Genomic DNA, 26,161 nt, shown 5'->3' with positions numbered 1-26,161 from the left:
CAGATTATGCGCGGCCAGGGAAGCGCAGGCGCAGCCGTGAACGACGGAGGCCGTGTCGGATCGGCCGGTTTCGGGGTGCGGCCGGGCGCAGGCTTCCGCGCGGGCTTCGATTCGGCCGCGTGGCGGGCGGCGCTGACGGCGGCATTGGCGCGCGAGAGTGCGCATCGCACGCCGTTCCTGTGGCTGCCGGTTGCCTTCGGGCTCGGGATCCTCGGCTATTTCGCCGCGGCCGACGAGCCGCGCCTCTGGGCCGGGCCGGCACTGGCGCTCGTGCTTTTCGGTTTCGCCCGGCGGGCGGAAGGCGCAGCGCGGGCGCTGCTGATCGCCGCGCTCGCTGCGGTCCTCGGCTTCACGGCGGCCGCCATCCGCACCGCCTCCGTCGCGGCGCCGATGCTCGAACGCGAACGCATCGCCGAGATCCGCGGTTTCGTCGAGACGGTCGAGCCCGGAGCGGGGCGACAGCGGCTGACCATGCGGCCGGCGGCGATCGAGGGTCTGGAGGCCGCCCGCCTGCCGCATCGGCTCCGGATCGGCGCGCCGGGATCGGCGGGCGCAGCGGCGGGGGATTTCGTCGTCCTGCGCGCGCGGCTTGCCCCGCCGGCCGAGCCGGCACTGCCCGGCGGCTATGATGTGCGGCGTGAATTCTTCTTCCGCGGCGTCGGCGGGGTCGGATTCGCGATCGGCCCGGTGCGGCAGGAGGCGCCGCCCATGGCCGCGCCATGGGATCTCCGGCTCATCGCGGCCATCGACCGCGCCCGCAACGCGCTGACGGCGCGCATCGCCCGCGCGATCGGCGGCGAGGCGGGAGCGCTGGCGGCGGCGCTGATCACGGGCAAGCGCGGCCTGATCGGCAGCGAGACCAACGAGAACCTGCGCGCCGCCGGTCTTTATCACATCGTCTCGATCTCGGGGCTGCACATGGTGCTGGCGGCGGGGCTGGTGTTCTGGTCGGTGCGGGCCGGGCTCGCGCTCGTTCCCGGCATCGCGCTCCGCCACCCGATCAAGAAATACGCCGCCCTCGCCGCCATGGCGGGGGCGTCGGGCTATTGCCTCTTCTCCGGCGCCGAGGTCGCGACCGAGCGCGCGTTGATCATGACGCTGGTGATGCTGGGGGCGATCCTCGCCGACAGGCCGGCGCTCGCCATGCGCAATGTCGCGATCGCGGCGCTGATCGTGCTGGCGCGCGAACCGGAGAGCCTGACGGGGCCGAGCTTCCAGATGTCGTTCGCGGCCGTGGCGAGCCTGATCGCCGCAAACCAGATCTGGCGCGACTGGCAGGCCGGCCGGCCGGGCTCGGCGCGGGCGGCGCCTGCGGGGCTTCTCGCGGGGTTCGCGCGCCGGCTTGGGCTCGGCCTGCTCGGCATCGCCGCGACCACCCTTGTCGCGACGTTCGCAACGGCGCCCTTCGCCGCGTTTCATTTCAGCCGGATCAACCCTTATGGGCTGATCGGCAACATGCTGGCGCTGCCGCTCGTCTCGCTCGTCGTGATGCCGGCGGCCATGGCCGGCACGCTTCTGGTGCCGTTCGGGCTCGACCGCTTCGTCTGGCAGGTGATGGGCATCGGGATCGAGGGCGTTCTCGCAGTGGCGGAGTTCGTCGCGGCCTTCGAGCAGGCGAGCCTCGCCTGGCCCGGCATGCGCGGCGGGATGTTCTTCTGGCTCGTGGTCGGGCTGGTGCTGTTCGTCGCGCTGCGCAGCCGCCTCCGCCTCGCGGCGCTGGCCTGCCTCGCGCTGGCGGGGGTCTCGGCGGCGCCGCCGGCGTTGCCGGATCTCGTCGTCGATGCCAGCGGCCGGCTTGCGCTCCTGCGCGGCGCGGATGGCCGCTATCGTCTCATCGCCGCCGGCGCGCCGAACCGCTTCATCCTCCAGCAATGGCTTCCCGCCCTCGGCGACAACCGCGCCCCGGACGATCCGACGCTGCGGCAGGGCGTCGCCTGCGATTCCGCCGGCTGTGTCGGCCGTCTCGCGGACGGTCGACGCCTCGCGCTCGTTACCCGCCCGGATGCGCTGCGGGAGGATTGCCGGCGCGCGGATTTCGCGATCACGCCGCTCGCCGCGCCGCCGGATTGTGCCGGCGGGCGGGTGCTCGACGCGGCGCATTTCCGGCGCCACGGCGCGACGCGCGCATGGTTTGCCCCCGATGGCGGCTGGCGGCTCGAGAGGGCGCGCGACCCCGCGATCGACCGGCCGTGGCGGCCCCGGCCGGCGCCGAATCAGTAGCGCCGGATCAGGCTGACGAGCTTGCCCTGGACACGCACCCGGTCGGGCCCGAAGATCCGCGTCTCGTAATTCGGATTGGCGGCTTCGAGCGCGATCGAGGCGCCACGCCGGCGCAGCCGCTTCAATGTGGCCTCTTCGTCGTCGATCAGCGCGACGACGATGTCGCCGGTATCGGCGCTTTCCTGCTTGCGGATCACGACGAGATCGCCGTCGAAAATGCCGGCCTCGATCATCGAATCGCCGCGCACCTCGAGGGCGTAATGCTCGCCGTGGCTGAGGAAATCCGGCGAGATATCCACCGTGTGGCTGCGGTTCTGGATCGCCGAGATCGGCGTGCCGGCCGCGATGCGGCCCATGACGGGAATGGCGACGCCGCGCGGCGTATCCTCGGCCGGCGCCGCCGGCGCGGACCGGACGCGGCCGAGATCGCCCTCGATCACGCTCGGCGAGAAGCGCTGCCGGCCGGGCCGCGGCACATGCGCGTCCGGCAGGCGGATGACCTCGATCGCGCGGGCGCGGTTGGGCAGACGGCGGATGAAGCCGCGCTCCTCCAGCGCCAGGATCAGCCGGTGGATGCCGGATTTCGACCGCAGATCGAGCGCATCCTTCATCTCGTCGAAGGAGGGGGGCACGCCATTCTCCTGCAGGCGCTCATGGATGAAGCGCAGCAATTCGATCTGCTTCCGCGTGAGCATGACACCCCCAGCGCCCCCGGACGGGGAATCGGCTAAACAAACATGGAACATCTTTACCATGTTCGATGGGTGTTCCGCAAGTGTTCGTAATCAATCGGGTCGGCGGTTTTCCGGATCCGGCGCTGCTACCGGGCGAGGCGCAGGATCCGGCAGGGGTCGCCGCCGGCCGCGGCCGGGGCGCCCGGCGCGCGCAGGATGAGCGCCTCCGCCTCGGCATAGACCGTCAGCAGCGAGGAATCCTGGTCCGCCGCCGGGGTGGCGACGAGGCGGCCCGCGGCGTCGCGCGCGAGCCGCGCGCGCAGGTAATCGGCACGCAGATCGTTGGCGGGGAGGGGCGCGCCGAGGATCGCCGGCTCCTCCGCCGGGGCGCCGGCCGCTGCATCGCCCTGCAGCGCCGCGATGAGCGGCATCAGGAACAGATGCGCGCAGACCAGTGCCGAAACCGGATTGCCGGGCAGGCCGAGAAGCAGCATTGGGCCGAGGGTTCCGAAATTCAGCGGCTTGCCGGGGCGCATGGCGATGCGGAAGAAATCGAGCCGGGCGCCGCATTCCGCCGCGACATGGCGGACGAGATCGTGCCTGCCGACGGAAGCGCCGCCGATCGTCACCAGCGCATCCGCCGGCCAGGCGCCGGCACGGTCGAAACCGGCGGTGATCGCCGCCCGCCTGTCCGGCACGATCCCGAGATCGAGGATTTCCGCGCCCGCCCGGCGCGCCATGGCCGCGATCGCGAAACCGTTGCTTGCCACGATCGTGCCCTCCGGTCCGCCGGCGCCGGGTCGGACGAGTTCGTCGCCGGTCGCGAGAATGGCGATGCGCGGGCGCCGGAAGACCGGGATCTCGGCATGGTCCATCGCGCCGGCGAGCGCGATCCGGCCGGGATCGAGCCGGGTTCCGGCGCGTAGATGCACCGTGCCGGCGGAGAAATCGCGGCCGCGCCGGCGGATGAACGCGCCGGATGCGAGGGGAATCGTGCTCCGCACGCTTTCGCTGCCGGTGTCATCCGTTACCGTTTTGGCCTGTTCCTGCATCAGCACCGCATCGGCACCGGCGGGGAGGATCGCCCCTGTATAGATCCGCACCGCCTCGCCGGGGCCCAGCGTGCCGGCGAAGGCATGACCGGCCGCGCTCTCGCCGATGACCCGCAGCGCCCGGCCGGGCGGGTCGGTGTCGGCGGCCCGGAGCGCGAACCCGTCCATGGCCGAAAGATCCGCCGGCGGCTGGGTGCGGCGCGCGGCCAGGTCGGCCGCGAGCACACGGCCATCGGCCATCTCGACCGGCACCTGCTCGACCGCGCCGGGGCGGGCGCCCGCGAGGATCCGCGCCAGCGCCTCGGCCACCGGCAGCAGCCCTGCAGGCGCCGCCGCGCTCACGGCAGGGGCTCCGCCTGCCAGGTGCCGGATCTCCCGCCGGATTTCGCAAGAAGCCGGATGCCCTCGATCCGCATGCCGCGATCGACCGCCTTGGCCATGTCGTAGATCGTGAGGCAGGCAACCGCCACCGCAGTCAGCGCCTCCATCTCGACGCCGGTCTGGCCCGAGACGCGCGCGAGGCCGGTGACGCGCAGGCCGGGCAGGGCGGGGTCGGGCTCGATCTCGACCGCGACCTTGGTCAGCAGCAGCGGATGGCAGAGCGGGATGAGCTCGTGGGTGCGCTTCGCGGCCATGATGCCGGCGATCCGCGCCACCGCGATCACGTCGCCCTTCTTGGCCATGCCGGAGAGGATGAGATCGAGCGTCGCCGGCGCCATCGCCACCCGGCCTTCGGCGAGCGCCTCGCGGGCGCTGGCGGCCTTGTCGCCGACATCGACCATGGAGGCCGCGCCGGAATCGTCGAGATGGGTGAGGCGGGGGGTCATCCGGCGCTCTCCGCCGCGCCGGCGCCGATGAGCGCGCGGGTGGCGGCGGCGACATCCGCCTGCCGCATCAGGCTCTCGCCGACCAGGAAGGTCCGGATCCCGGCCAGCGCGAGCCGCCGGCAATCCGCCGCGGTGAAGATGCCGCTCTCGCCGACCAGGACATGCCCCGCCGGCACCATCGGCGCGAGGCGCTCGGAGGTCGCGAGATCGACATGGAAGGTCTTCAGATCGCGGTTGTTGATGCCGACGAGCCGCGCGGGGAGCTTCAGCGCACGCGCCATTTCGGCCTCGTCATGCACCTCGACAAGCGCATCCATGCCGAGGCCCTTCGCGGTGTCGATCAGGTCGCGCGCCAGCATGTCGTCGACGCTTGCCAGGATGACGAGGATGCAATCCGCACCCATCGCGCGGGCCTCCAGCACCTGATACGGATCGATCAGGAAATCCTTGCGGATGACAGGCAGCGCGCAGGCCGCGCGCGCGGCGACGAGATCCGCCGCCGAACCCTGGAAATAGGGCGTGTCGGTCAGCACCGAGAGGCAGCAGGCGCCGCCCGCCGCATAGGCGCGGGCAAGCGCGGGCGGATCGAAATCCGCCCGGATCAGCCCCTTGGACGGGCTCGCCTTCTTGATCTCGGCGATGAGGGCGAAGCGGCCAGCGGCATGCGCGGCCGCGAGCGCGGCGAGGAAGCCGCGGGGGGGCGGCGCCGTCTCCGCCTCTCGGCGCAAATCGGACGCGGGCAGGCGCGCCTTCGCGGCCGCGATCTCGTCGCGCTTGGTCGCCTCGATCCGGCGCAGGATGTCGCTCATGCCGGGGCCCCGTTCGCCGATGCCGCGTTCGAGGCTGCGATCACGGTGTCGAGCACCGCGCCTGCGGCGCCGCTGTCCAATGCCTGGGCGGCGAGGGAGGCCCCCTCCCGCAGGGTCTCGACCTTGCCGGCGACGAGCAGCGCCGCAGCGGCGTTGAACAAGGCGATGTCGCGATAAGCGTTCTTCTCTCCGGCCAGCACCGCCTTGAGGGCGGCGGCGTTCCGGCCGGGTTCTCCGCCCTTCAGCGCCGCGGGTTCGGCAAGCGGGAGGCCGGCCTCGGCCGGCTCGATCTCGAAGCGGCGGATCGCGCCGGCCTTCAGCTCCACGACATGGGTCGGGCCGGTGGTGGTGATCTCGTCGAGCCCGTCCGCGCCATGGACGACCCAAGCCGCCTCGGTGCCGAGATCGCGCAGCGTCTCGGCAATCGGTTCGAGCCAGGAGGGCGCGAAGACACCGAGCAGCAGCCGCCGCACCCCTGCCGGGTTCGAGAGCGGGCCGAGCAGGTTGAAGATCGTGCGCGTGCCGAGTTCGGTGCGCACCGGCGCGACATGGCGCATCGCCGGGTGATGCGCCGGCGCGACCATGAAGGCGAAGCCGGCCTTGGCGAGGCAGGCGGAAACCTCCGCCGGCGCGAGGCCGATCCGTACGCCCAGCGCCTGAAGCACATCCGCCGCGCCGGATTTCGACGAAGCGGCGCGGTTTCCGTGCTTGGCGACCGGCACGCCGCAGGCGGCCACGATCAGCCCCGCGAGGGTCGAGACATTCCATGAGCCCGAGGCATCGCCGCCGGTGCCGACGACATCGATCGCGCCGGCCACGGGGGGCACCGCCAGCATCCGCGCCCGCATCGCCGCGACCGCGCCGGTCAATTCCTCGACGGTCTCGCCGCGCACGCGCAGCGCCATCAGGAACCCGGCGGTTTGCGCCGGGGTCGATTCGCCGGACAGGATCTGGCTGAATGCCAGCTCGGCCTCGTCCCGGCTCAGCGGCAACCCGGCGGCAACCTTGGCGATCAGCGGCTTGAAGGCGTCCATATCAAAGCGGCCCTGGCGTGTGAAATCCTGAAATATCCGCGCGTCCGGGGTTCTTAGCGCGTCCGTCCGGCGGTGGCAAAGCCGGGCTCCGGCCGGTTCATGCCGCCCGCTCTCATGCCGCCCGCGTGCAGGCGTTGAACTCGCGTGCCAGGACGAGGAAGTTGCGGCAGATCTGCTGCCCCTGTTCCGTGGCGATCGATTCGGGGTGGAACTGCACGCCATAGACCGGCATCGCGCGGTGCTGGAGGGCCATGACGAGCCCGTCCGCATCGCGCGCGGTGGCGAGCAGCGTCTCGGGCAGGCTCGCGGCCTCGACGACCAGCGAATGGTATCTCGTCACTTCGAGCGGGCCGTTGATGCCGCGGAACAGCCCCTTGCCGTCATGGCTGATGCGCGAGAGCTTGCCGTGCATCGGCGTCGCGCGCACGACCCGGCCGCCGAAAACCTGGCCGATCGCCTGATGGCCGAGGCAGATGCCGAAGAGCGGTACCTTGCCGGCGGCGAGGCGGATCGCGTCGAGCGAGATGCCAGCCTCGTTCGGCGTGCAGGGGCCGGGGGAGACGACAAGGGCGTCGGGCTTGAGGGCAAGCAGTTCCTCCGCAGGCATCGCATCGTTGCGGAACACCTCGACCTTGGCGCCCTCGCGCCCCAGCGCATGGACCACGTTGAAGGTGAAGCTGTCGTAATTGTCGATCAGTGCGACGCGCATGGTTCCCGCCTCCGGCCCTGATTCCTCATTGCCCCCGCCGCCCGCGGCTTGCGAAGCGCACCGCTTCCTCCGCCGCCCGGAACAGGGCCTTGGCCTTGTTCTCGCATTCGCGCTGCTCGGCGGCGGGATCGCTGTCATAGACGATGCCGGCGCCGGCCTGGACATGCATCATCCCGTCCTTCACCAGCGCGGTGCGCAGCACGATGCAGGTATCCATGGCGCCGTCGGCGCCGAAATAGCCGATCGCGCCGGCGTAAGGCCCGCGCTTGTCCTTCTCCAGTTCGTCGATGATCTCCATGGCGCGGATCTTCGGCGCGCCGGACACGGTTCCGGCCGGGAAGCCGGCCGCCAGCGCATCGACGACATCGCGGCGCGGATCGAGCCTGCCCTCGACATTCGAGACGATGTGCATCACCTGGCTGTAGCGCTCGACGAAGAAGGAATCCGTGACCTTGACCGAACCGATCTCGGCGACCCGCCCGACATCGTTGCGGCCGAGATCGAGCAGCATCAGGTGCTCGGCGCGCTCCTTGCTGTCGTGGAGCAGCTCGTGCTCCAGCGCCCGGTCCTCGGCCGGGTCCGCGCCGCGCGGGCGCGTGCCGGCAATCGGCCGGATCGTGACCTTGCGCCGCCCTTCGGCCTCGTGGGTGACCCGGACGAGGATCTCCGGGCTCGAACAGACGATCTGGAAGCCGCCGAGATCGAGATAACAGAGATAGGGCGAGGGATTGACGCGGCGCAGCGCGCGATAGAGCGCGAAGGCATCGAGATCGAAGGGCGTCGAGAAGCGCTGGCTCAGCACGATCTGGAACGCGTCGCCGGCGGCGATGTAATCGCGCGCGCGCGCCACCATCGCCGCGTATTCCGCCGGGCTGGTGTTGGAGACGGCCTGCGGCAGCCGCGCTGCGGCATCATGCGGGGCGGGAGGGATCGCAAGCGGCGCCTCGAGCGCGGCGAGCGCCGCCTGCAGCCGGTCCGACGCCGCCTCGTAGGCCGCGCGCGGGCTCTGGCCCGGCCGGGGGAAGACCGGCGTGATGATCGCGATCTCATCCTTCACCGCGTCGAAGACCAGCACCAGCGTCGGGCGGATCAGCAGCGCATCCGGCACGCCGATCGGATCCGGCTTGGCCGGCGGCAGCCGTTCCATCTGCCGCACCATGTCGTAGCCGAGGAAGCCGAACAGCCCGCTCGCCATCGGCGGCAGGTCGTCGAGATGCGGAATGCTGCTCTCGGCGATCAGCGCGCGCAAGGTGTCGAGCGGCCGGCCGGAGAGCGTTTCCGTCACGCCGCCGCGCGTCAGTTCGCAGCTTTCGCCGGTGCAGCGCCAGAGGAGATCCGGCATCAGCCCGAGAATGGAATAGCGGCCGCGCACCGCGCCGCCCTCGACGGATTCGAGCAGGAAGCTCGGCCCCTCGCCGGCGAGGGGCTTCATCTTGAGATAGGCCGAGACGGGCGTTTCGAGATCGGCGACGAGCCGCAGGGCCAAAGCCTGGGCCTCGCCGGCCCGGAAGCGGGGCTCGAAACGGTCGAAGGCGGGCTCGATCTGCATGTCGGCCCCGTCAGTTCGCCTGGCCGAGCGCCTGGTTCAGCACCGCCTGATTGATGGAGACGCCGAGTTCCTGGCGGATCGCGGCGATATACTGCGCCATCATGTCCTCGGCGATGCCCTGGCCAAGCTCGCGGACGAAGCCGGAGCGCTCGTCCGCCGCCGGATCATAGGGGAGGAGGCTGGTGGTGCGGGCGATGAGGATCAGCCGGCCGGTGCCATCCGGGGCGGTTGTGCTGACCGGCTTCCCGACCGGCGCCGAGAAGGCGCGCTCCACCCCCGCCACCCCGAGGCCAGGCTCGCGGCTCGCGCGCCGTATCCCCGCATAGGGCTCGACCGGCCGGCCGAGTTCGGCGGCGATCGCGGCGAGGGCTTCGCCGTTCTCGATCCGCTTGACGAGGTCGTCGGTGAACCGCGCGAGCGCCTTGCCGCGCTGATCGGCGAGATAGCGCGCCCGGACCTCGGCCGCGACCTCCTCGAAGGTCTTGTCCCGCGCCGGCTCGACGCCGTTGACCTCATACCAGACATGGCCGCCCTCCCGGGTCTGGAGCGGCTCGTTGTCGAGGCCGATATCGGAAGCGAAGATGGCGTTGACCGCATCCGCCCCGCCCGGCACGGCGACCGCGTTGCCCTGACCGTCGCGGCCGCTGCGATCGAGCGCCAGGATCGTCACCGGCTTCAGCCCCGCCGCCTCTGCCGCCTCGGCAAGGCTCTTGCCGGCGAGGCGCTGGTCCTCGATCCGGCGGACAAGCTGGTCGAGCCGCGTCCGGATCGCCGGGTCGCGCCTGACCTTGTCGAGCCGCGCCTCGGCTTCGATCTGGGCGCGCACTGTCTCGAACGGCGCGACCTGACCCGGCTCGATGACGCGGACCCGGAACAGTACGAAGCCGAACGCATCCTTGAGCGGGGCCGAGACGCCGCCCTCGGGCAGCGCGAACACCGCGTCGCGGATCGCCGGGTCGGCGATCTCGCCGGCGCTCTTGCGGCCGAAATCGACATCCTTCGCGGCGAGCTTGCGCTCGGCGAGCAGCGCCTCGAAGCCGGTGCCGGCGGCCAGGCGCGCGGCGGCGTCGCGGGCTTCGGCCTCGGTATCGAACAGCACCCGGTCGATCTGCCGCCGCTCGGGCGGCCCGAAGCGTCCGCCCGGCACCTGCCGCGCGTAGAAGGCGCGCAATTCCGCCTCCGTCAGCCCCGCCTCGGCCGCGAAATCCGCCGGGCCGATCTGGAGCAGCGTCACGCGGCGGGTCTCGGTGGTGCGGAACTCGGCCTTGCGCTCCTCGAAGAAGCCGCGCAAGGCGGCCTCCTCCGGCGGCGCGGGTTCGGGCACCTTGTCCGCCGGGACGGTGACGACGTCGAGATTGCGCTCCTCGGCGCGGAACTGGTGCACCGCACGGCCGAGCGCCTCGGCGCCGGGCAGGGCACCGACAAGGCCGTTGTAAAGCTGCCGGCGCAGCACGAGTTCGGCCTGGCGCTGGAGAAAGGTCTGTTCGGAAATCCCCGCCTGCCGCAGCGCATCCGCGAGCCGCTCGCGGTCGAAGACGCCGCCGACCTTGAAATCCGGCGCCTCGACGATCGAGCGCGTCACCAGGGCCTGGTCGACCGCAAGGCCGAGCGCGCGCGCACGCTGGCTGAGCGCCGCCTCGTCGATCAGCCGGTTCAAGACCTGGCGATCGAGCCCGAAGGCACGGGCTTCGTCGGTCGTCACCACGCGGCGGGCCTGGCGCTGGATGCGCTGGATCTCGAGGTTGAAGGCCTGGCGGAAATCCTCGGCGCCGATCTTCGTCTCGCCGACGCTCGCCACCATGCGGTTGACGCCGCCGCGGAAGATGTCGCCGATGCCCCAGATCGCGAAGGAAACGATGAGCACGCCCATGATGATGGTGAGGACGACGCGTCCAAGCCATTTCGAGGAGGCGGTGCGGATGGCATTCAGCATGGGCGAGGGGCCTTCGGGGTCAAAAACGCGGCGGACCATAGGGAGCGCGCCGCGCCAAGGCAAGCGGGCCGATCGCGGCGAAACCATGGTGCCGGCGCCGTTGAAGCGCCTCGGCGGCCGTGCTAGGCGGCGGATTCTGTCGCAGCCCGCCTCCGGAGGAACACCATGCGCAAGCCCCTCATCGCCGGCAACTGGAAGATGAACGGCCTGCGCGCGGGTCTCGACGAAATCAGCGGCATGGGCCGGGCCTATACCCCGGCCCTGCGCGCCCGCGCCGATCTCCTCGTCTGCCCGCCGGCGACGCTGATCCACGCGGCCGCGGCGGCGGCGATCGGCACCGGAATCGCCATCGGCGCGCAGGATTGCCATGCCGCGTCCGCCGGCGCCCATACCGGCGATCTCGCGGCGGCGATGCTGTTCGATGCCGGGGCGAGCGCCGTGATCCTCGGCCATTCGGAACGCCGGACCGATCATCGCGAGACGGATGCAGAGGTGCGCGCCAAGGCCGCGGCCGTGCTCGCGGAGGGCATGACGGCGATCATCTGCGTCGGCGAGACGCGTGCCCAGCGCGAGGCCGGGCGGGCCGATGCGGTGGTCGGCCGGCAATTGCGCGGCTCGGTTCCGGCCGAGGCGCCGGCCGCGAGGCTGGTCGTCGCCTATGAGCCGGTCTGGGCCATCGGCACCGGGCTGACCCCCGGTCTCGACGACATCGCCGCGATGCATGCCGGGATCCGGCGCGTTCTCGGCCGGCTGCTCGGCCGCGAGGCGGCGAAGGCGGTGCGCATCCTCTATGGCGGTTCGGTCAAGCCGGCGAATGCGGGCGAGATTCTTGCCCTTGCCGATGTCGACGGCGCGCTGGTCGGCGGCGCGAGCCTCAGGGCGGCGGATTTCATGGAGATCGCCAAGGCAGCGTGAGGGGCTCGTTTTCTCCTTTCCCGTTGCCCATATTGCCGCTATGAGGCGCCTTCGCCCGATTTTCTGACCGCCCTGGCCGGACCCGACATGGAAACCGTTCTCATCGTCATCCATCTCCTGATCGTCACCGCTTTGTGCGGCGTCGTGCTCCTCCAGCGTTCGGAGGGCGGCGGGCTCGGCATGGGATCGAGCCCCTCGGCCTTCATGTCCGGGCGGGGGCAGGCCAACCTGCTGACCCGCACCACGGCGATCCTCGGCGCGGCCTTCTTCGTCACCTCGCTGGCGCTGGCGGTGCTGGCCGCGCGTGGCCGCGCGCCGGCTTCGACGCTCGACAGCATCGCGCCGCCGCCTCCGGTCCAGAACGCGCCGGCGCCGGCCCAGCCCGGCAGCGCACTCGACGCGCTGCGCAACCTCCAGGGCAGCCAGCCCCCGAGCGCGCCGCCCGGCGGCCAGCCGGCCCAGCGCCCGTAATTCCGCGGCGTCGCCGGGTCAGCCCGGCCGCCTTCGCCATCCGTCGCCGGCGCGTTGTGGACGGCGCCATTTTCCTTTGCGCGAATCACGCTCCCGGCCCTAAAGATCGGCCCCCATGACGCGATACGTTTTCATCACGGGCGGCGTGGTTTCCTCCCTCGGCAAGGGGCTTGCGGCGGCGGCCCTGGCGGCTTTGCTCCAGGCGCGCGGCTTCCGCGTGCGCATGCGCAAGCTCGACCCCTATCTCAATGTCGATCCCGGCACGATGAGCCCTTACCAGCATGGCGAGGTCTTCGTGACGGATGACGGCGCCGAGACCGATCTCGATCTCGGCCATTACGAGCGCTTCACCGGCCGCTCCTGCGTGCGGGCCGACAACATCACCACCGGCCGGATCTACCAGGAATTGATCGCCAAGGAGCGGCGCGGGGATTTCCTCGGCGCCACCGTCCAGGTGATCCCGCATGTGACGGATGCGATCAAGGAATTCGTCCTTTCCGGCAACGAGGATTACGATTTCGCGCTGATCGAGGTCGGCGGAACGGTCGGCGATATCGAGGGATTGCCGTTCTTCGAGGCGATCCGGCAATTGAAGAACGACCTGCCGGAGCGCCACGCGCTCTACGTCCATCTCACGCTGCTGCCCTATATTCCCAGCGCGGGCGAGCTGAAGACCAAGCCGACCCAGCATTCTGTGCAGGAATTGCGCTCGATCGGCATCCAGCCCGACATCCTGCTCTGCCGGACCGACAGGGAAATCCCCGAGGGCGAGCGCAGGAAGCTCGCGCTGTTCTGCAATGTCCGCGAGAGCGCCGTGATCGAGGCGCGCGATGTCGACGAGATCTATTCCGTGCCGCTCGCCTATCACGCGGAGGGGCTCGACACCGAGGTGTTGCGCGCCTTCGGGCTCGAGGCGCGGGCCGAGCCGGATCTTTCGCGCTGGACGCATATCGTCGAGACGCTGCGCAACCCCGAAGGCCAGGTCACGATCGCGATCGTCGGCAAATATACCGGCCTCAAGGATGCCTACAAATCGCTGATCGAGGCGCTGATCCATGGCGGGATCGCCAACCGGACGCGCGTTACCCTCGACTGGATCGACAGCGAGATCTTCGAGCGCGAGAACGCCTCGTCCTATCTCGAACATGTCCACGGCATCCTGGTGCCGGGCGGGTTCGGCTATCGCGGCGCCGAGGGCAAGATCCAGGCAGCGCGCTTTGCGCGCGAACGCAAGGTGCCGTATTTCGGCATCTGCTTCGGCATGCAGATGGCCTGCATCGAGGCGGCGCGCAATCTTGCCGGCGTCTCCGGCGCCTCCTCCACCGAATTCGGCGCCACCGACGAGCCGGTCGTCGGCATGATGACCGAATGGATGAACCGGGGCCAGCTCGAAAGCCGCGCCGCCGGCGGCGATCTCGGCGGCACGATGCGCCTCGGCGCCTATGAAGCGCGGCTCGTGCAGAATTCGCGCATCGCGCAGATCTATGGCGCGACCACGATCCACGAGCGCCATCGCCATCGCTACGAGGTCAACATGGCCTATCGCGCGCGGCTCGAGCGGGCAGGGCTCCTGTTCTCCGGCCTCTCGCCGGACGGGCTGCTGCCGGAGACGATCGAATATCCCGATCATCCCTGGTTCGTCGGCGTGCAATATCATCCCGAGCTGAAATCGCGGCCCTTCGAGCCGCATCCGCTGTTCGCGAGCTTCATTGCCGCGGCGATGGAGCAGAGCCGGCTGGTCTGAGCCGATTCCGGTTTCCGCCATGCGATCGCGCACAGCGCGGCGCGGGGGCGGGGGCTTTCCTTCCCGCCCGGCCTGAGGCATCCTGCCGCGGGGCCAAAACGCGTGGCGCACAAGACGCATGGCGCAGGGGGGCGACAATGATCCAGGCCGGTTCGGGGCTTTTCTCGTCGATCATCGGCATTCCCTGGTTCCTGCTCTATTTCGCGGTCGGCGCGGCGCTCGTGGCGCTGTTCGTCCTGGTCTACACCCGCGTGACCGGGCATGACGAATTCGCGCTGATCCGCGAGGGCAACTGGACGGCGGCACTCGCGCTTTCCGGTTCGGTGATCGGGTTCGTCATTCCCCTAGCCAAGGCGATCCAGCAGGCTTCGAGCATTCCGGACATGCTGATCTGGGGCTGCGCGGCCTTCCTCGTCCAGCTCGCGGCCTATGGCGCCGTGCGGATGCTGATCCCCGACCTTTCGGCGCGGATCGCCAGCAATACCGCCGCTGCCGGCACGATGCTGGCTTCGATCTCGATCGCCTCCGGCCTCATCAATGCCGCGTCGATGAGCCTCTGACACGGGGAGGGGGCAGGCCATGAAACGCTCGCACGCCATCGTCCTCGGCGCCACGGGCGTCATCCTCGCCGGCGCCTGGCTCGGCTCGGGCGGCTCCTCGTCCGACAGCAAGGAGGCCGCGATCTACAACGATGTCGACGAGTGCATCCGCGCCGGCGTGCTCTCGGGCGACACCTGCCGCGAGCAGTTCAACGAGGCCTCGAACAAGCATCTGGAGCGGGCGCCGAAATTCGCCTCGCAATCCGCCTGCGAGACCGAATACGGCGCGAGCCAGTGCAAGCCGGCGACGTTCAACGGCGCCGCGGTGTTCGTGCCGGCGATGATCGGCTTCCTGGTCGCGAACCATCTCGCCGGCAACCGGCAGGCCCAGGCGCTGATGCCGCCCTTGCGCCGGGCGTCGCCGTGCCCGCCGGGCCAGACGCCGGAGACCATGCCGGGCTGCTACGCGCCGCGCCCGCCGGGATCGTCGAGTTCGTCGGGCTCCTCCTCGTCCTCCTCGTCCTTCTCGTCGGGCTCCTCCCGATCCTGGAATTCCTACTCGACCGCCGGCGGCGACACGGTGAGCCGGCGTTCCGATGCGCCCGGCGGCGTCGCCAAGGTGCCCTCGAGCGCGGCAGCGGCGCCGGCCGCGCGCAGCGCGCTCGGCGCGGTCTCTCCGCGCAGTTCGAGCGTCTCCTCGTCCTCGTCCTCGTCCTCGTCCTCGACGACCTCGCGCGGCGGCTTCGGCTCGACCGGGCGCTCGGTCTCCTCGTCGAGTTCGTGATCCGATGCGGCGGGTTCCCATGCGCGCGCGCGCCGATTGGCGCGCCAAGGCCGAGCAGGTCGGCTTCACCTTCCATTCCGCCGAGGGCGTTCCCTATTGGGATGAAAGCGCCGCCTTCGCCTTCACGCTGCGCGAGATCGAGGAGGATATCGAGGCGCCCAGCGCCGAGCTCGAGGAGATGGCGCTCGATTTCGTCGGCGAGGCCATCGGCGACGAGGAGATCCTGACCCGGCTCGCCATTCCGCGCGCGTTCTGGAGCGAGATCCATGCGAGCTGGCAGCGGGGCGACCGCAACCTCTACGGCCGGTTCGATTTCGCCTATGACGGCAGGGGGCCGGCGAAACTGCTCGAATACAACGCCGACACGCCGACGGCCCTGCTCGAGACCGGCGTCTTCCAATGGCTCTGGCTCGAGGAGATGATCGGCACCGGCCAGTTGCCGAAGGGAGCCGACCAGTTCAACTCGCTCCATGACAAGCTGGTCGCGGCCCTCCGCGATTTCCGCGACGGCAAGCCCTACCGGCTGCATCTGACCTGCCTCGGCGGCAGCGAGGAGGATCGCGGCACGGTCGCCTATCTCGAGGAACTGGCGCAGCAGGCGGGGATGGCGACGCATTTTCTCGAGATCGGCGCGATCGGCCTGCGGGACGGGCGCTTCGTCGATGACGCCGACCGGCCGATCGAGATGCTGTTCAAGCTCTACCCCTGGGAATGGATGCTCCGGGAGGAATTCGGCAGGGCGGTTCCGGGCTCGGGCACCCAGTTCATCGAGCCGATCTGGAAGGCGCTGCTCTCGAACAAGGGGCTTCTCGCCTATCTCTGGAAGCGCGCGCCCGGCCATCCCAACCTCGTCCCGGCCTATTTCCCCGACGAGGCGCAGGCGGATCTCGGCGCTGCCTTCGTCGAGAAGCCGCTGTTCTCGCGCGAGGGCGCCAATATCCGGCTGTTCGAGAACGGCCGGCCGACGGGGGGGAGCGAGGGACCTTACGGCGCCGAGGGCGTGATCCGCCAGCAGCGGATCGTCATTCCCGAATTCGGCCATGGCCATGTCGTCCTGGGCGCCTGGATGGTGGCGAGCCAGCCGGCCGGCATGCTGGTGCGCGAGGATTCCTCGCCGATCACCGGCAATCTCGCGCGGTTCATCCCGCATTTCATTGCGCCCTGAGCGCGCCTCGCCGCTCCCGCTGCCGCCAAGGGCTGACAGACCGCCCCGGCGGATGCTAGAGGCTGCCGCTTCGCGAAGGCGCTGGTCCTTCCCGAGAATGTCCGCCTTCCCGAGAGGTTCCGGCATGACACGCGCGCTCGACCATCTCGTGATCGGCTCGCCCGACCTGGACGCGGCCGGCGCGCTGCTCGCCCGGCTGGGCTTCGTCGTCGGCGGCCGCAACCGCCATCCCTGGGGCACCGCGAACCGGATAATCCAGTTCGCGGACGAGACCTTTCTCGAGCTGATCACGGTCGCGGAGCCGGCAGCGATCCCGCCGCACGCGCCGGGGCTTTTCTCGTTCGGCGCCTTCGTCCGCGATGCGCTGGCGCGCGCGCCGGGGCTCTCGATGCTGGCGCTCAAATCGGCCGATGCCCGCGCCGATTGCGCGGCCTTCGCGGCGGCGGGGATCGGCGGTTTCGCGCCGTTCGATTTCGCGCGCAAGGGCATCGGGCCGGATGGCGGCGAGGCCGAACTCGCCTTCAGCCTCGCCTTCGCGGCCGATCCGGCGATGCCGGAATGCGGGTTCTTCACCTGCCAGCAAAGGCGGCCGGAGAATTTCTGGTCGAAGGCGGCGCAGGCGCATCCCAACGGCGCGCTTGGCCTCGTGCGCGTGACGCTCGTGTCCGAGAACCCGTCCGATCAGCACATCTTCCTTGCCGCCCTGACGGGAAACCGCGAGATGCGCGCGACCTCCTCCGGCATCGAGATCGCGGCCGGGGCCGGGGTGATCGAGGTGACCTCGCCCGAGGGATTCGCCTTCCGATACGGTGCGGCGGCGGGGCCGGCCGCGCCGCGCTTCGCCGGGTTCGAGATCGCGCTTGCAGGGCTCGAGGCGCTGCGCGCGGCGGCCGGAGCGGCGGGAATCGCGCTCCTGCCGCATCGCGACGGGCTGACATTGCCGCCCATGCATCTCGGCACCGCCATCCGATTCCTCGCTGTCTGAACCGGGAAGACCATGAACCAGAGCGCAACCGTATCCGTCGGCCCGGTCCGTTTCGGCAATCATCTGCCCTTCGCGCTGATCGCGGGGCCGTGCCAGATGGAGAGCCGCGACCATGCCTTCGACATGGCCGGACGGCTCAAGGAGATCTGTGCCGGGCTGGGGATCGGGCTTGTCTACAAATCCTCCTTCGACAAGGCGAACCGCACCTCGGGCAAGGCCGCGCGCGGGCTCGGGCTTGAGAAGGCGATGGGCGTCTTCGCCGATCTTCGCGGCCATCTCGGCCTGCCGGTCATCACCGACGTGCACGAGCCCTGGCAATGCGCGGAGGTCGCGAAGGCGGTGGACATGCTCCAGATCCCCGCCTTCCTGTGCCGGCAGACGGACCTGCTCGTGGCCGCCGCGGAGACCGGGCTCGCGATCAATGTCAAGAAAGGGCAGTTCCTCGCCCCCTGGGATATGCGCAACGTGGTGCAGAAGCTGCGCGATGCAGGCAATGACCGGGTTCTCGCCTGCGAACGCGGCGCCTCCTTCGGCTACAACACGCTGGTGACGGATTTCCGCGCCCTGCCGATCATGGCCGGGCAATGCGCCTGTCCGGTGATCTTCGACGCCACCCATTCGGTGCAGCAGCCGGGCGGGCAGGGCAGTTCCAGCGGCGGGCAGCGCGAATTCGTTCCCGTTCTGGCGCGGGCGGCGATCGCCGTCGGCGTCGCCGGGCTCTTCATCGAGACGCATCAGGACCCGGACAACGCGCCGTCCGACGGGCCGAACATGGTGCCGCTCGCCGAGATGCCGGCGCTCCTCGAACGGCTCAGGGCGTTCGACCTTCTGGCGAAGGCCGGCTGAGCCGGCTCATGCGGCGCCAGCCGCCGCCCGGACAAGCAGGGGGTCCAGCCGTTCCGCCACCCGCGACGGCGTGAGTTCCCCGGCGATCTTGCCGGCGAAGACCCCGTCGGCGCGGAAGATATAGGTCTGGGGAATGCCGCGATGCTTGAGCGCGCGCTGCCACAGGCGGCGGGAATCGAGCCCCAGCCGCGCATAGGGGTTGCCGGCCTCTGCGAGGTAACGCGCGGCGGCGGCCTCGCTGTCATCCGTCAGCAGGCCGAAGAGCCGCAGGCCCGGCCGCGCGGAAAGGCGCATCAGCTCGGCATGTTCGCTCCGGCAATAGGGGCACCAGGACGCCCAGACATTGAGCACGCTCACGCCCTCGAAGAAGCCGGCCCGCGCGAGGCCGGGGACGGGGCTGCCCTGCCATGTCACGCCCGGCACCGGCGGCAGATCCGCCGCCTCCGGCAGATGCGGCGTCAGCAGATCGAGCCGCCCGGTCTCGGCCGCGAGGAACACGCCGCCGAGGATCGGCACCGTGAGCGCCGCGCCGCCGAGGATCATCCGTCGCGTCGGCATCGTCTCGCCCTCCTTTCGGGTCGATCTGGCTGCGCCTGCTTCAGCGCCCGCGATAAGGCGGCACGCCCTGATCGGGCAGGAAGAGGTTCTTCGGGGCCTCGCCCTGCTGCCAGAACACGTCGATCGGGATGCCGCCGCGCGGATACCAATAGCCGCCGATGCGGAAGAAGCGGGGAGCGAGCAGATCCACCAGCCGCTTGCCGATGCCGATCGTGCAATCCTCGTGGAAGGCGCCGTGGTTGCGGAAGCTCGTCAGGTAGAGCTTGAGCGATTTCGATTCGACCAGCCATTCCCCCGGCACGTAATCGATCACCAGGATGCCGAAATCCGGCTGGCCGGTCACCGGGCAGATCGAGGTGAATTCCGGGCAGGTGAAGCGGGCGAGGTAATCGGTATCCGGATGCGGGTTGGGCACGCGGTCGAGCACCGCCGCCTCCGGCGAGGCGGGCATGGCGCTCGTCTTGCCGAGCTGGGTGGTCTCGAACGATTTTCCGGCCATGGCGGCATTCCCCTCGGCGAACTTTCCGTCTAGGAAGCGGCGCATCTAACGCGAAAGCCCGGAGAATTCCACCATGACCCTCATCGTCGACGTTCTCGCCCGCGAAATCCTCGACAGCCGCGGCAATCCGACGGTCGAGGTCGATATCGTGCTGGAAGACGGCACGATCGGCCGCGCGGCGGTTCCCTCCGGCGCCTCGACCGGGGCGCATGAGGCGGTGGAATTGCGCGACGGCGGCGCCCGTTATCTCGGCAAGGGCGTCACGAAGGCGGTCGAGAACGTCGTCAGCGAGATTTCGGAGGCGATCACCGGCATGGATGCCGAGGATCAGGTCGGGATCGATCAGGTGATGATCGAACTCGACGGAACGCCCAACAAGGGCAAGCTCGGCGCCAACGCGATCCTCGGCGTTTCGCTCGCCGTCGCCAAGGCCGCCGCGGAGGCGCGCGGCCTGCCGCTTTACCGCTATGTCGGTGGCACCTCGGCGCGGACACTGCCGGTGCCGATGATGAACATCGTCAATGGCGGCGCGCATGCCGACAACCCGATCGATTTCCAGGAATTCATGATCATGCCGATCGGCGCGGAGAGCTTTGCCGAGGGGCTGCGCATGGGCGCCGAAGTGTTCCACACGCTCAAGAAGGCGCTCAAGGATGCCGGCCACAACACCAATGTCGGCGATGAGGGCGGCTTCGCGCCGAACCTGAAGAGCGCGGAAGCGGCGCTCGATTTCGTGATGACCTCGATCGAGAAGGCCGGCTACCGCCCGGGCCGCGACGGCGATGTCGCGATCGCGCTCGATTGCGCCGCAACCGAGTTCTTCAAGGACGGGGTCTACGATTACCACGGCGAGAAGAAGAAGCGCGATATCAAGGCGCAGGTGAAATATCTCGAGAAGCTCGTCAACGAATACCCGATCGTCTCGATCGAGGACGGCATGGCCGAGGACGATTGGGAGGGCTGGAAGCTGCTCACCGACCGGATCGGCGGCAAGTGCCAGCTCGTCGGTGACGATCTCTTCGTCACCAATGTCGCCCGGCTGGAGCGCGGCATCCGGGGCGGCTGCGGCAATTCCATCCTGATCAAGGTCAACCAGATCGGCTCGCTCACTGAGACGCTCGCCGCGGTCAATATGGCCCAGCGCGCGGGCTACACGGCGGTGATGAGCCATCGCTCGGGCGAGACGGAAGATTCCACCATTGCCGATCTCGCGGTGGCGACGAATTGCGGGCAGATCAAGACCGGCTCGCTCGCCCGCTCGGACCGGACGGCGAAATACAACCAGCTCCTGCGCATCGAGGGCGAACTCGGCGATACCGCGCTCTATGCCGGCCGTTCGGCGCTCAAGGCGCTCGGCTGAGGCCAGACGGCGGCGGATTTGGTCGCCCCCGCCGTCTCTACCCTTCCTTAACCGCGTGCGGCGAAACTTGATCCATGATCATCCGCACGCGCCGCCGCCGCATCGGCTTCCTGTTCGTCTTCCACGGGCTCGCCTGGAGCTTCGCCGCCTATTTCATGCACTCGGCGCAGACCGGCGATCGCGGCCTCGTCGCCAAGGCGGAGGCCAAGGCGCGCACCGAGGCGATCGCCGTGAAGATCGCCGAGGCCAGGGCCGAGCGGCAGGCCTGGGAACGGCGAGTCTCGCAGCTTTCCGGGCCGGAAATCGACCGTGACCTGCTCGACGAGCGCCAGCGCGCGATGCTCAACACCGTGCATCCCAACGACGTCGTGATCCTGCTCGACCGCTGAATCCTATCCTCTGCGGGCTCTGCGCCCACTGCATGGCTTGCCGGCTCACGGACGCGGCCGGACGGCCCATTTCCATTGTGCAATGCAATAATTCGCGACGATTTCGGGGCTGCCATGCATTTTTGGCATTGACCTGTTGCCCGCGGGGCAGGTTTCCTGTGGGGGGTGTTTGTGGCAGAACGCTTCCGCCTCAAGGCATAAGCACGGTTCACGTGCGATCAGGGTGAAACAAGCAAGGCGAGGGTATCATGGCTCCCAAAGCGGCCCAGAGCGCGAGCACGGCAAAGGTGGCGGGCGCAGCCCCCGCTGCGAAGGCCATGGCGGCGAAGGCCGCCGCCAACGGGTCGGCCTCCTCCCACGGACCGAAACCCTTCACCCGCGAGCAGGACCTTCTCGCCTATCGCGAGATGCTGATGATCCGCCGCTTCGAGGAGAAGGCGGGCCAGCTCTACGGCATGGGGCTGATCGGGGGCTTCTGTCACCTTTACATCGGCCAGGAAGCGGTCGTCGTCGGCATGCAGATGGCGACGCAGCCGGGCGATCAGGTCATCACCGGCTATCGCGATCACGGACACATGCTCGCCTGCGGCATGGATGCCAAGGGCGTGATGGCGGAACTCACCGGGCGCCGGGGCGGCTATTCCAAGGGGAAGGGCGGCTCGATGCACATGTTCTCGATCGAGAAGCAGTTCTTCGGCGGGCACGGCATCGTCGGCGCGCAGGTCAGCCTCGGCACCGGCCTCGCCTTCGCCAACCGCTACCGCGACAACGGCGCGGTGAGCCTCGTCTATTTCGGCGACGGCGCCGCGAACCAGGGCCAGGTCTACGAGAGCTTCAACATGGCGGAGCTTTGGTCGCTGCCCGCCGTCTATATCATCGAGAACAACCGCTACGCGATGGGCACGGCGGTGACGCGTGCCTCGGCGCAGACCGATTTCTCGAAGCGCGGCGTTTCCTTCAACATTCCCGGCGAGCAGGTCGACGGCATGGATGTTCAGGCGGTCCACGAGGCCGGCAGCCGGGCGATCGCGTTCGCCCGCGCCGGCAAGGGCCCCTACATCCTCGAAATGCAGACCTACCGCTATCGCGGCCATTCGATGTCCGACCCGGCGAAATACCGGACCAAGGACGAGGTCGAGCGGATGAAGAACGAGCATGATCCGATCGAGCAGGTGCGCGGCCGCCTGCTCGGCACGCATCGGGTCCCGGAGGACGAGATCAAGAAGATCGACGCCGAGGTGCGCGTCATCGTCAACGAGAGCGCGGAATTCGCAACCGTCGATCCCGAGCCGGACGCGTCCGAGCTCTGGACCGATATCGTGCGCTGACGCCTCGCCCCTCGTTTTCTCCTGCTGACGGATTGCACCATGCCGATCGATGTCCTGATGCCCGCCCTGTCTCCCACCATGGAAAGCGGAACGCTTGCCAAATGGCTCAAGAAGGAGGGCGACCGGATCAAGGCCGGCGACGTGATCGCCGAGATCGAGACCGACAAGGCGACCATGGAAGTGGAAGCCGTGGATGAGGGCGTGCTCGCCAAGATCCTGATCGGCGACGGCACCGAGAATGTTGCGGTCAATACCCGCATCGCCATCATCGCCGGGGAGGGTGAGGATGCCGCCGCCGCTTCGAGCGGTGCGCCGGCCCAGGCCGCAGCACCGGCGCCTGCCGCGGTGCCTGTTCCCGCCGCGAGCGTACCCGCCGCGCCGCGCAGCGCGGCGCCCTCTTACGATGCCTCGGGCGAAATCCCCGCCGGTACGGAAATGGTCAAGACCACCGTGCGCGAGGCGCTCCGCGACGCCATGGCCGAGGAGATGCGGCGCGACGATTCCGTCTTCGTCATGGGCGAGGAGGTTGCGGAATATCAGGGCGCCTACAAGGTGACGCAGGGGCTCCTGCAGGAATTCGGCGCGCGTCGGGTGATCGACACCCCGATCACCGAGCACGGTTTCGCCGGCGTCGGCGTCGGTGCGGCGCTGGCGGGGCTCCGGCCGGTCGTCGAGTTCATGACCTTCAACTTCGCCATGCAGGCGATCGACCACATCATCAATTCGGCGGCGAAGACGCTCTACATGTCCGGCGGCCAGCTCGGCTGTCCGATCGTGTTCCGGGGCCCCAATGGCGCGGCGGCGCGCGTGGCGGCGCAGCACAGCCAGGATTACGCGGCCTGGTATTCGCAGATCCCCGGCCTCAAGGTGATCCAGCCCTGGTCGGCTTCGGATGCGAAGGGCCTGCTCAAGGCCGCGATCCGCGACCCGAACCCGATCGTCTTCCTCGAGAACGAGATCCTCTACGGCCAGAGCTTCGAGGTGCCGAAGCTCGATGATTTCGTGCTCCCCATCGGCAAGGCCAAGGTGGTGCGCACGGGGCGCCATGTCACCCTCGTCTCGTTCGGGATCGGCATGACCTACGCGATGAAGGCGGCAGATGCGCTGGCTGGCGAGGGGATCGAGGCGGAGGTGATCGACCTGCGCACGATCCGCCCGATGGATGTCGCCACGGTCGTGCGTTCGATCCAGAAGACCAATCGCTGCGTCGCCATCGAGGAGGGCTGGCCGCAATCCGGCGTCACCGCCGAGATCGGTATGCGCATCATGGAGGAGGCGTTCGATTATCTCGATGCGCCGGTCGCACGCGTCACCGGCAAGGACGTGCCGATGCCCTATGCCGCAAATCTCGAAAAGCTCGCGCTGCCGAATGTCGGCGAGGTCGTCGCGGCGGCGAAGGCCGTTCTTTACCGCTAAGCATCAGGACAGGGAGCCCGCACCATGCCCATCAACATCCTGATGCCCGCGCTGTCGCCCACGATGGAGAAGGGCAACCTCGCCAAATGGCTCAAGAAGGAAGGCGACAAGATCAAGTCCGGCGATGTCATCGCCGAGATCGAGACCGACAAGGCGACCATGGAGGTCGAGGCGGTCGATGAGGGGATCCTCGCGAAGATCGTCGTGCCGGAGGGCAGCCAGGATGTCGCGGTCAACGCGCTGATCGGGATCATCGCCGCCGAGGGCGAGGATGTGAAGGCGGCCGCCGGTGGGGGCGGGGCCCCGGCTCCGGCCAAGGTTGAACAGAAACCCGCGCCGGCGCCGGTCGCCGCGGCTGTCGCTGCGCCGCCGGCCCCGGCCATTCCCGTTGCCGGAGATGCGGCAATGCCCGCTGCCGCATCCGGCGCCCGCGCCTTCGCCTCGCCGCTCGCCCGGCGGCTCGCGAAGGAGGCCGGCATCGATCTCGCCGCCGTGAAGGGCTCCGGCCCGCATGGTCGGGTGGTGATGGCCGATGTCGAGGCGGCGAAATCGGGGGGCGGTGCGAAGATCATTCCCATGCCGGGGGCTGCGGCGCCGCAAGCCGCGCCTGCCTCCGCGGCCGCGCCCAAACCCGCGCCCGCGATGTCCGACGAGCAGGTCAAGAAGCTTTACGCAGAGGGCTCCTACGAGGAGATCCCGCACGATGGCATGCGCAAGACCATCGCGCGGCGGCTGCAGGAATCGAAATCGACGATCCCGCATTTCTATCTCACGGTCGATTGCGAACTTGATGCGCTGCTGGCGCTCCGCGAGCAGATCAACGCCGCCGCGCCGGTGAAGGACGGCAAGCCCGCCCACAAACTCTCGGTCAACGACATGGTGATCAAGGCAATGGCGATGGCGCTGCGCGCGGTGCCGGACGCCAATGTCTCATGGACCGAAGGCGCGATGCTCCGGCACAGGCATGCGGATGTCGGGGTGGCGGTTTCCATCCCCGGCGGGCTGATCACGCCGGTGATCCGCGATGCCTGCCACAAGACGCTCTCCGCCATCTCCAACGAGATGAAGGATCTTGCCGCCCGCGCCAAGGCGCGCAAGCTCAAGCCCGAGGAATATCAGGGCGGCACGACCGCCGTCTCCAATCTCGGCATGTTCGGGGTGAAGGATTTCGCCGCCGTCATCAACCCTCCGCACGCGACGATCCTCGCCGTGGGGGCGGGCGAGAAGCGGCCGGTGGTGAAGAACGGCGCGCTCGCCATTGCCACGGTCATGAGCGTCACGCTCTCGACCGATCATCGGGCGGTCGATGGCGCGCTCGGCGCCGAACTGCTCGCGGCGTTCAAGAACTATATCGAGAACCCGATGGGGATGCTGGTCTGATCCGGCGCTGTCGGGGTCGATCCGATGAAAACCATCCTCGCCTATGGCGACAGCCTCACCTGGGGCACCAACGCGGCGCCGGGCGGGCCGCCGCGCCACGCGATGGCGGATCGCTGGCCGGGCGCGCTCGCCGCCGGGCTCGGGCCGGGCTTCGAGGTGATCGCCGAGGGGCTCGGCGGCCGCACCACGGCCTATGACGATCATGTCGCGGATTGCGACCGCAACGGCGCGCGCATCCTGCCGACCATCCTGCACAGCCATCGCCCCGTGCATCTCGCGATCCTGCTGCTCGGCACCAATGATCTCAAGCCGGCGGTGGCGGGCTCGGCGAGCGCCGCCTTCCTCGGCATGAAGCGCTGCGTCGAGATCGTTCAGAAGCATTCGCCGCGCCTGCCGGGCTTCGCCGGCACGAAGGTGCTGATCGTCGCCCCGCCGGCGATCGTGGCGACCGCCGATACGTTCTTCACCGAGATGTTCGCGGGCGGCATCGCGGAATCGCGCAAGCTCGCGGGGTATTACGAGGCGCTGGCGGCGGAGATGAGCTGCGCCTTCTTCGATGCGGGGCAGGTCGCGAGCGCGTCGCCGTTCGACGGCGTGCATCTCGACGCCGCGAATACGCGCGCGATCGGCACGGCTTTGGTGCCCATCGTACGCGCGCTGCTTGCGGATTGACGACGATCAAGGAGAGGAGGGGCGAGGCGGTCCAGCGTGGCATCACCCAAACGAAGGAGAGGGGCATGAGCCACACGCCGCACGAACTCAACGCGGAATTTCCCGAATTCGCCGCCAGGATCAGCGCGCTCAAGGTCTCGGACGCGCATTTCGCGAGGCTCGCGGCGGAGTATCACGAGGTCAACCGCGCCGTGCACCGCGCCGAGACGCGGGTCGAGCCGGTCGAAGACCTCGCCATGGACGAGCTGCGCAAGCGCCGCCTGCGCTTGAAGGACCAGATTTACGCCATTCTCACCGCCTGAT

Annotated in this window: 26 protein-coding genes; 16 read left to right on the top strand and 10 right to left on the bottom strand. The window is 69.4% G+C overall.

Translation table 11 applies throughout. The annotated features are described in order from the left end of the window. Positions 1-36: 36 nt before the first annotated feature. Entirely contained in the window at positions 37-2,220 is a 2,184-nt protein-coding gene (locus FWJ24_RS07385; RefSeq protein WP_166443618.1) for a ComEC/Rec2 family competence protein, read from the top strand. On the opposite strand, the gene lexA is transcribed toward FWJ24_RS07385, so the two are convergent. From lexA to FWJ24_RS07345, 8 genes are all read right to left on the bottom strand, one after another. Beyond that, positions 2,214-2,915, bottom strand: coding sequence for a transcriptional repressor LexA (lexA, locus tag FWJ24_RS07380; RefSeq protein ID WP_150287161.1), 702 nt, complete (start codon positions 2,913-2,915; stop codon positions 2,214-2,216). The two genes, FWJ24_RS07385 and lexA, sit on opposite strands and share 7 nt — an antisense overlap. A gap of 125 nt (positions 2,916-3,040) precedes the next feature. Beyond that, the gene (locus FWJ24_RS07375; RefSeq protein WP_246155597.1) at positions 3,041-4,288 is read right to left on the bottom strand and encodes a molybdopterin molybdotransferase MoeA; all 1,248 of its coding nucleotides are present in this window, start codon (positions 4,286-4,288) and stop codon (positions 3,041-3,043) included. After that, positions 4,285-4,773: a cyclic pyranopterin monophosphate synthase MoaC gene (gene moaC, locus FWJ24_RS07370; RefSeq protein WP_150287160.1), complete on the bottom strand. Its 489-nt coding sequence runs from the start codon at positions 4,771-4,773 to the stop codon at positions 4,285-4,287. Before moaC ends, FWJ24_RS07375 begins: the two co-directional genes overlap by 4 nt. Continuing rightward, positions 4,770-5,582 (bottom strand): indole-3-glycerol phosphate synthase TrpC, encoded by an 813-nt coding sequence (trpC, locus tag FWJ24_RS07365; protein ID WP_150287159.1) that lies wholly within the window; start codon positions 5,580-5,582, stop codon positions 4,770-4,772. The genes moaC and trpC overlap by 4 nt, the downstream gene beginning before the upstream one ends. Then, entirely contained in the window at positions 5,579-6,616 is a 1,038-nt protein-coding gene (trpD, locus tag FWJ24_RS07360) for an anthranilate phosphoribosyltransferase (protein WP_150287158.1), read from the bottom strand. The genes trpC and trpD overlap by 4 nt, the downstream gene beginning before the upstream one ends. A 112-nt stretch (positions 6,617-6,728) precedes the next feature. Then, positions 6,729-7,325: an anthranilate synthase component II gene (locus FWJ24_RS07355; RefSeq protein ID WP_150287157.1), complete on the bottom strand. Its 597-nt coding sequence runs from the start codon at positions 7,323-7,325 to the stop codon at positions 6,729-6,731. A gap of 25 nt (positions 7,326-7,350) precedes the next feature. Continuing rightward, complete coding sequence (gene trpE / locus FWJ24_RS07350) at positions 7,351-8,874, bottom strand: anthranilate synthase component I (protein WP_150287156.1); 1,524 nt, start codon at positions 8,872-8,874, stop codon at positions 7,351-7,353. A gap of 10 nt (positions 8,875-8,884) precedes the next feature. Further along, the gene (locus FWJ24_RS07345; protein WP_166443617.1) at positions 8,885-10,807 is read right to left on the bottom strand and encodes a peptidylprolyl isomerase; all 1,923 of its coding nucleotides are present in this window, start codon (positions 10,805-10,807) and stop codon (positions 8,885-8,887) included. 165 nt (positions 10,808-10,972) lie between these two features. Between FWJ24_RS07345 and tpiA the strand changes: the two genes are divergently transcribed. The 8 genes from tpiA (at position 10,973) to kdsA (ending at position 18,256) form a co-directional block, all read left to right on the top strand. Then, entirely contained in the window at positions 10,973-11,722 is a 750-nt protein-coding gene (gene tpiA, locus FWJ24_RS07340) for a triose-phosphate isomerase (RefSeq protein WP_150287154.1), read from the top strand. A gap of 87 nt (positions 11,723-11,809) precedes the next feature. Further along, entirely contained in the window at positions 11,810-12,193 is a 384-nt protein-coding gene (gene secG / locus FWJ24_RS07335) for a preprotein translocase subunit SecG (protein ID WP_150287153.1), read from the top strand. Positions 12,194-12,308: 115 nt separating this feature from the next. Then, complete coding sequence (locus FWJ24_RS07330; protein WP_150287152.1) at positions 12,309-13,937, top strand: CTP synthase; 1,629 nt, start codon at positions 12,309-12,311, stop codon at positions 13,935-13,937. 137 nt (positions 13,938-14,074) lie between these two features. Then, complete coding sequence (locus tag FWJ24_RS07325; RefSeq protein ID WP_150287151.1) at positions 14,075-14,497, top strand: DUF350 domain-containing protein; 423 nt, start codon at positions 14,075-14,077, stop codon at positions 14,495-14,497. 19 nt (positions 14,498-14,516) lie between these two features. Beyond that, positions 14,517-15,260: a DUF1190 domain-containing protein gene (locus tag FWJ24_RS07320; RefSeq protein WP_150287150.1), complete on the top strand. Its 744-nt coding sequence runs from the start codon at positions 14,517-14,519 to the stop codon at positions 15,258-15,260. Positions 15,261-15,264: 4 nt separating this feature from the next. After that, positions 15,265-16,425, top strand: a complete 1,161-nt coding sequence (locus tag FWJ24_RS07315) for a glutathionylspermidine synthase family protein (protein WP_150287149.1) — start codon at positions 15,265-15,267, stop codon at positions 16,423-16,425. A gap of 124 nt (positions 16,426-16,549) precedes the next feature. Beyond that, entirely contained in the window at positions 16,550-17,410 is an 861-nt protein-coding gene (locus FWJ24_RS07310) for a VOC family protein (RefSeq protein WP_150287148.1), read from the top strand. A 12-nt stretch (positions 17,411-17,422) separates the two neighbouring features. Next, positions 17,423-18,256 carry a 3-deoxy-8-phosphooctulonate synthase gene (gene kdsA / locus FWJ24_RS07305; RefSeq protein ID WP_150287147.1) on the top strand — a complete coding sequence of 278 codons (834 nt, stop codon included), beginning with the start codon at positions 17,423-17,425 and terminating at the stop codon, positions 18,254-18,256. A 6-nt stretch (positions 18,257-18,262) separates the two neighbouring features. Here the strand turns inward: kdsA and FWJ24_RS07300 are convergent, their stop codons facing one another. Together FWJ24_RS07300 and queF are read right to left on the bottom strand one after the other, a co-directional pair. Continuing rightward, positions 18,263-18,814, bottom strand: a complete 552-nt coding sequence (locus tag FWJ24_RS07300; RefSeq protein WP_150287146.1) for a TlpA family protein disulfide reductase — start codon at positions 18,812-18,814, stop codon at positions 18,263-18,265. 40 nt (positions 18,815-18,854) lie between these two features. Beyond that, entirely contained in the window at positions 18,855-19,313 is a 459-nt protein-coding gene (queF, locus tag FWJ24_RS07295; RefSeq protein ID WP_150287145.1) for a preQ(1) synthase, read from the bottom strand. Positions 19,314-19,386: 73 nt separating this feature from the next. On the opposite strand from queF, the gene eno reads away from it, so the two are divergent. From eno to FWJ24_RS07260, 7 genes are all read left to right on the top strand, one after another. Beyond that, positions 19,387-20,673: a phosphopyruvate hydratase gene (eno, locus tag FWJ24_RS07290; protein WP_150287144.1), complete on the top strand. Its 1,287-nt coding sequence runs from the start codon at positions 19,387-19,389 to the stop codon at positions 20,671-20,673. 74 nt (positions 20,674-20,747) lie between these two features. Beyond that, a complete protein-coding gene (locus FWJ24_RS07285; protein ID WP_150287143.1) occupies positions 20,748-21,062 on the top strand; it encodes an FtsB family cell division protein in 315 nt (104 codons plus the stop codon). Positions 21,063-21,310: 248 nt separating this feature from the next. Beyond that, positions 21,311-22,390 carry a pyruvate dehydrogenase (acetyl-transferring) E1 component subunit alpha gene (pdhA, locus tag FWJ24_RS07280; RefSeq protein WP_206110809.1) on the top strand — a complete coding sequence of 360 codons (1,080 nt, stop codon included), beginning with the start codon at positions 21,311-21,313 and terminating at the stop codon, positions 22,388-22,390. A 39-nt stretch (positions 22,391-22,429) separates the two neighbouring features. Then, a complete protein-coding gene (locus tag FWJ24_RS07275) occupies positions 22,430-23,806 on the top strand; it encodes a pyruvate dehydrogenase complex E1 component subunit beta (protein ID WP_150287142.1) in 1,377 nt (458 codons plus the stop codon). A 24-nt stretch (positions 23,807-23,830) separates the two neighbouring features. Next, positions 23,831-25,186, top strand: a complete 1,356-nt coding sequence (locus FWJ24_RS07270; protein ID WP_150287141.1) for a pyruvate dehydrogenase complex dihydrolipoamide acetyltransferase — start codon at positions 23,831-23,833, stop codon at positions 25,184-25,186. A gap of 24 nt (positions 25,187-25,210) precedes the next feature. Then, positions 25,211-25,858, top strand: coding sequence for an SGNH/GDSL hydrolase family protein (locus tag FWJ24_RS07265; protein ID WP_150287140.1), 648 nt, complete (start codon positions 25,211-25,213; stop codon positions 25,856-25,858). Between the two features lie 65 nt (positions 25,859-25,923). Next, positions 25,924-26,160: an HP1242/YdcH family protein gene (locus FWJ24_RS07260; RefSeq protein ID WP_150287139.1), complete on the top strand. Its 237-nt coding sequence runs from the start codon at positions 25,924-25,926 to the stop codon at positions 26,158-26,160. Position 26,161 lies beyond the last annotated feature (1 nt).

The sequence above is a fragment of the Rhabdaerophilum calidifontis genome (assembly GCF_008641065.1).
Taxonomy (GTDB): Bacteria; Pseudomonadota; Alphaproteobacteria; order Rhizobiales; family Beijerinckiaceae; genus Rhabdaerophilum; species Rhabdaerophilum calidifontis.
This window is presented reverse-complemented; position numbering and strand designations above follow the sequence as displayed.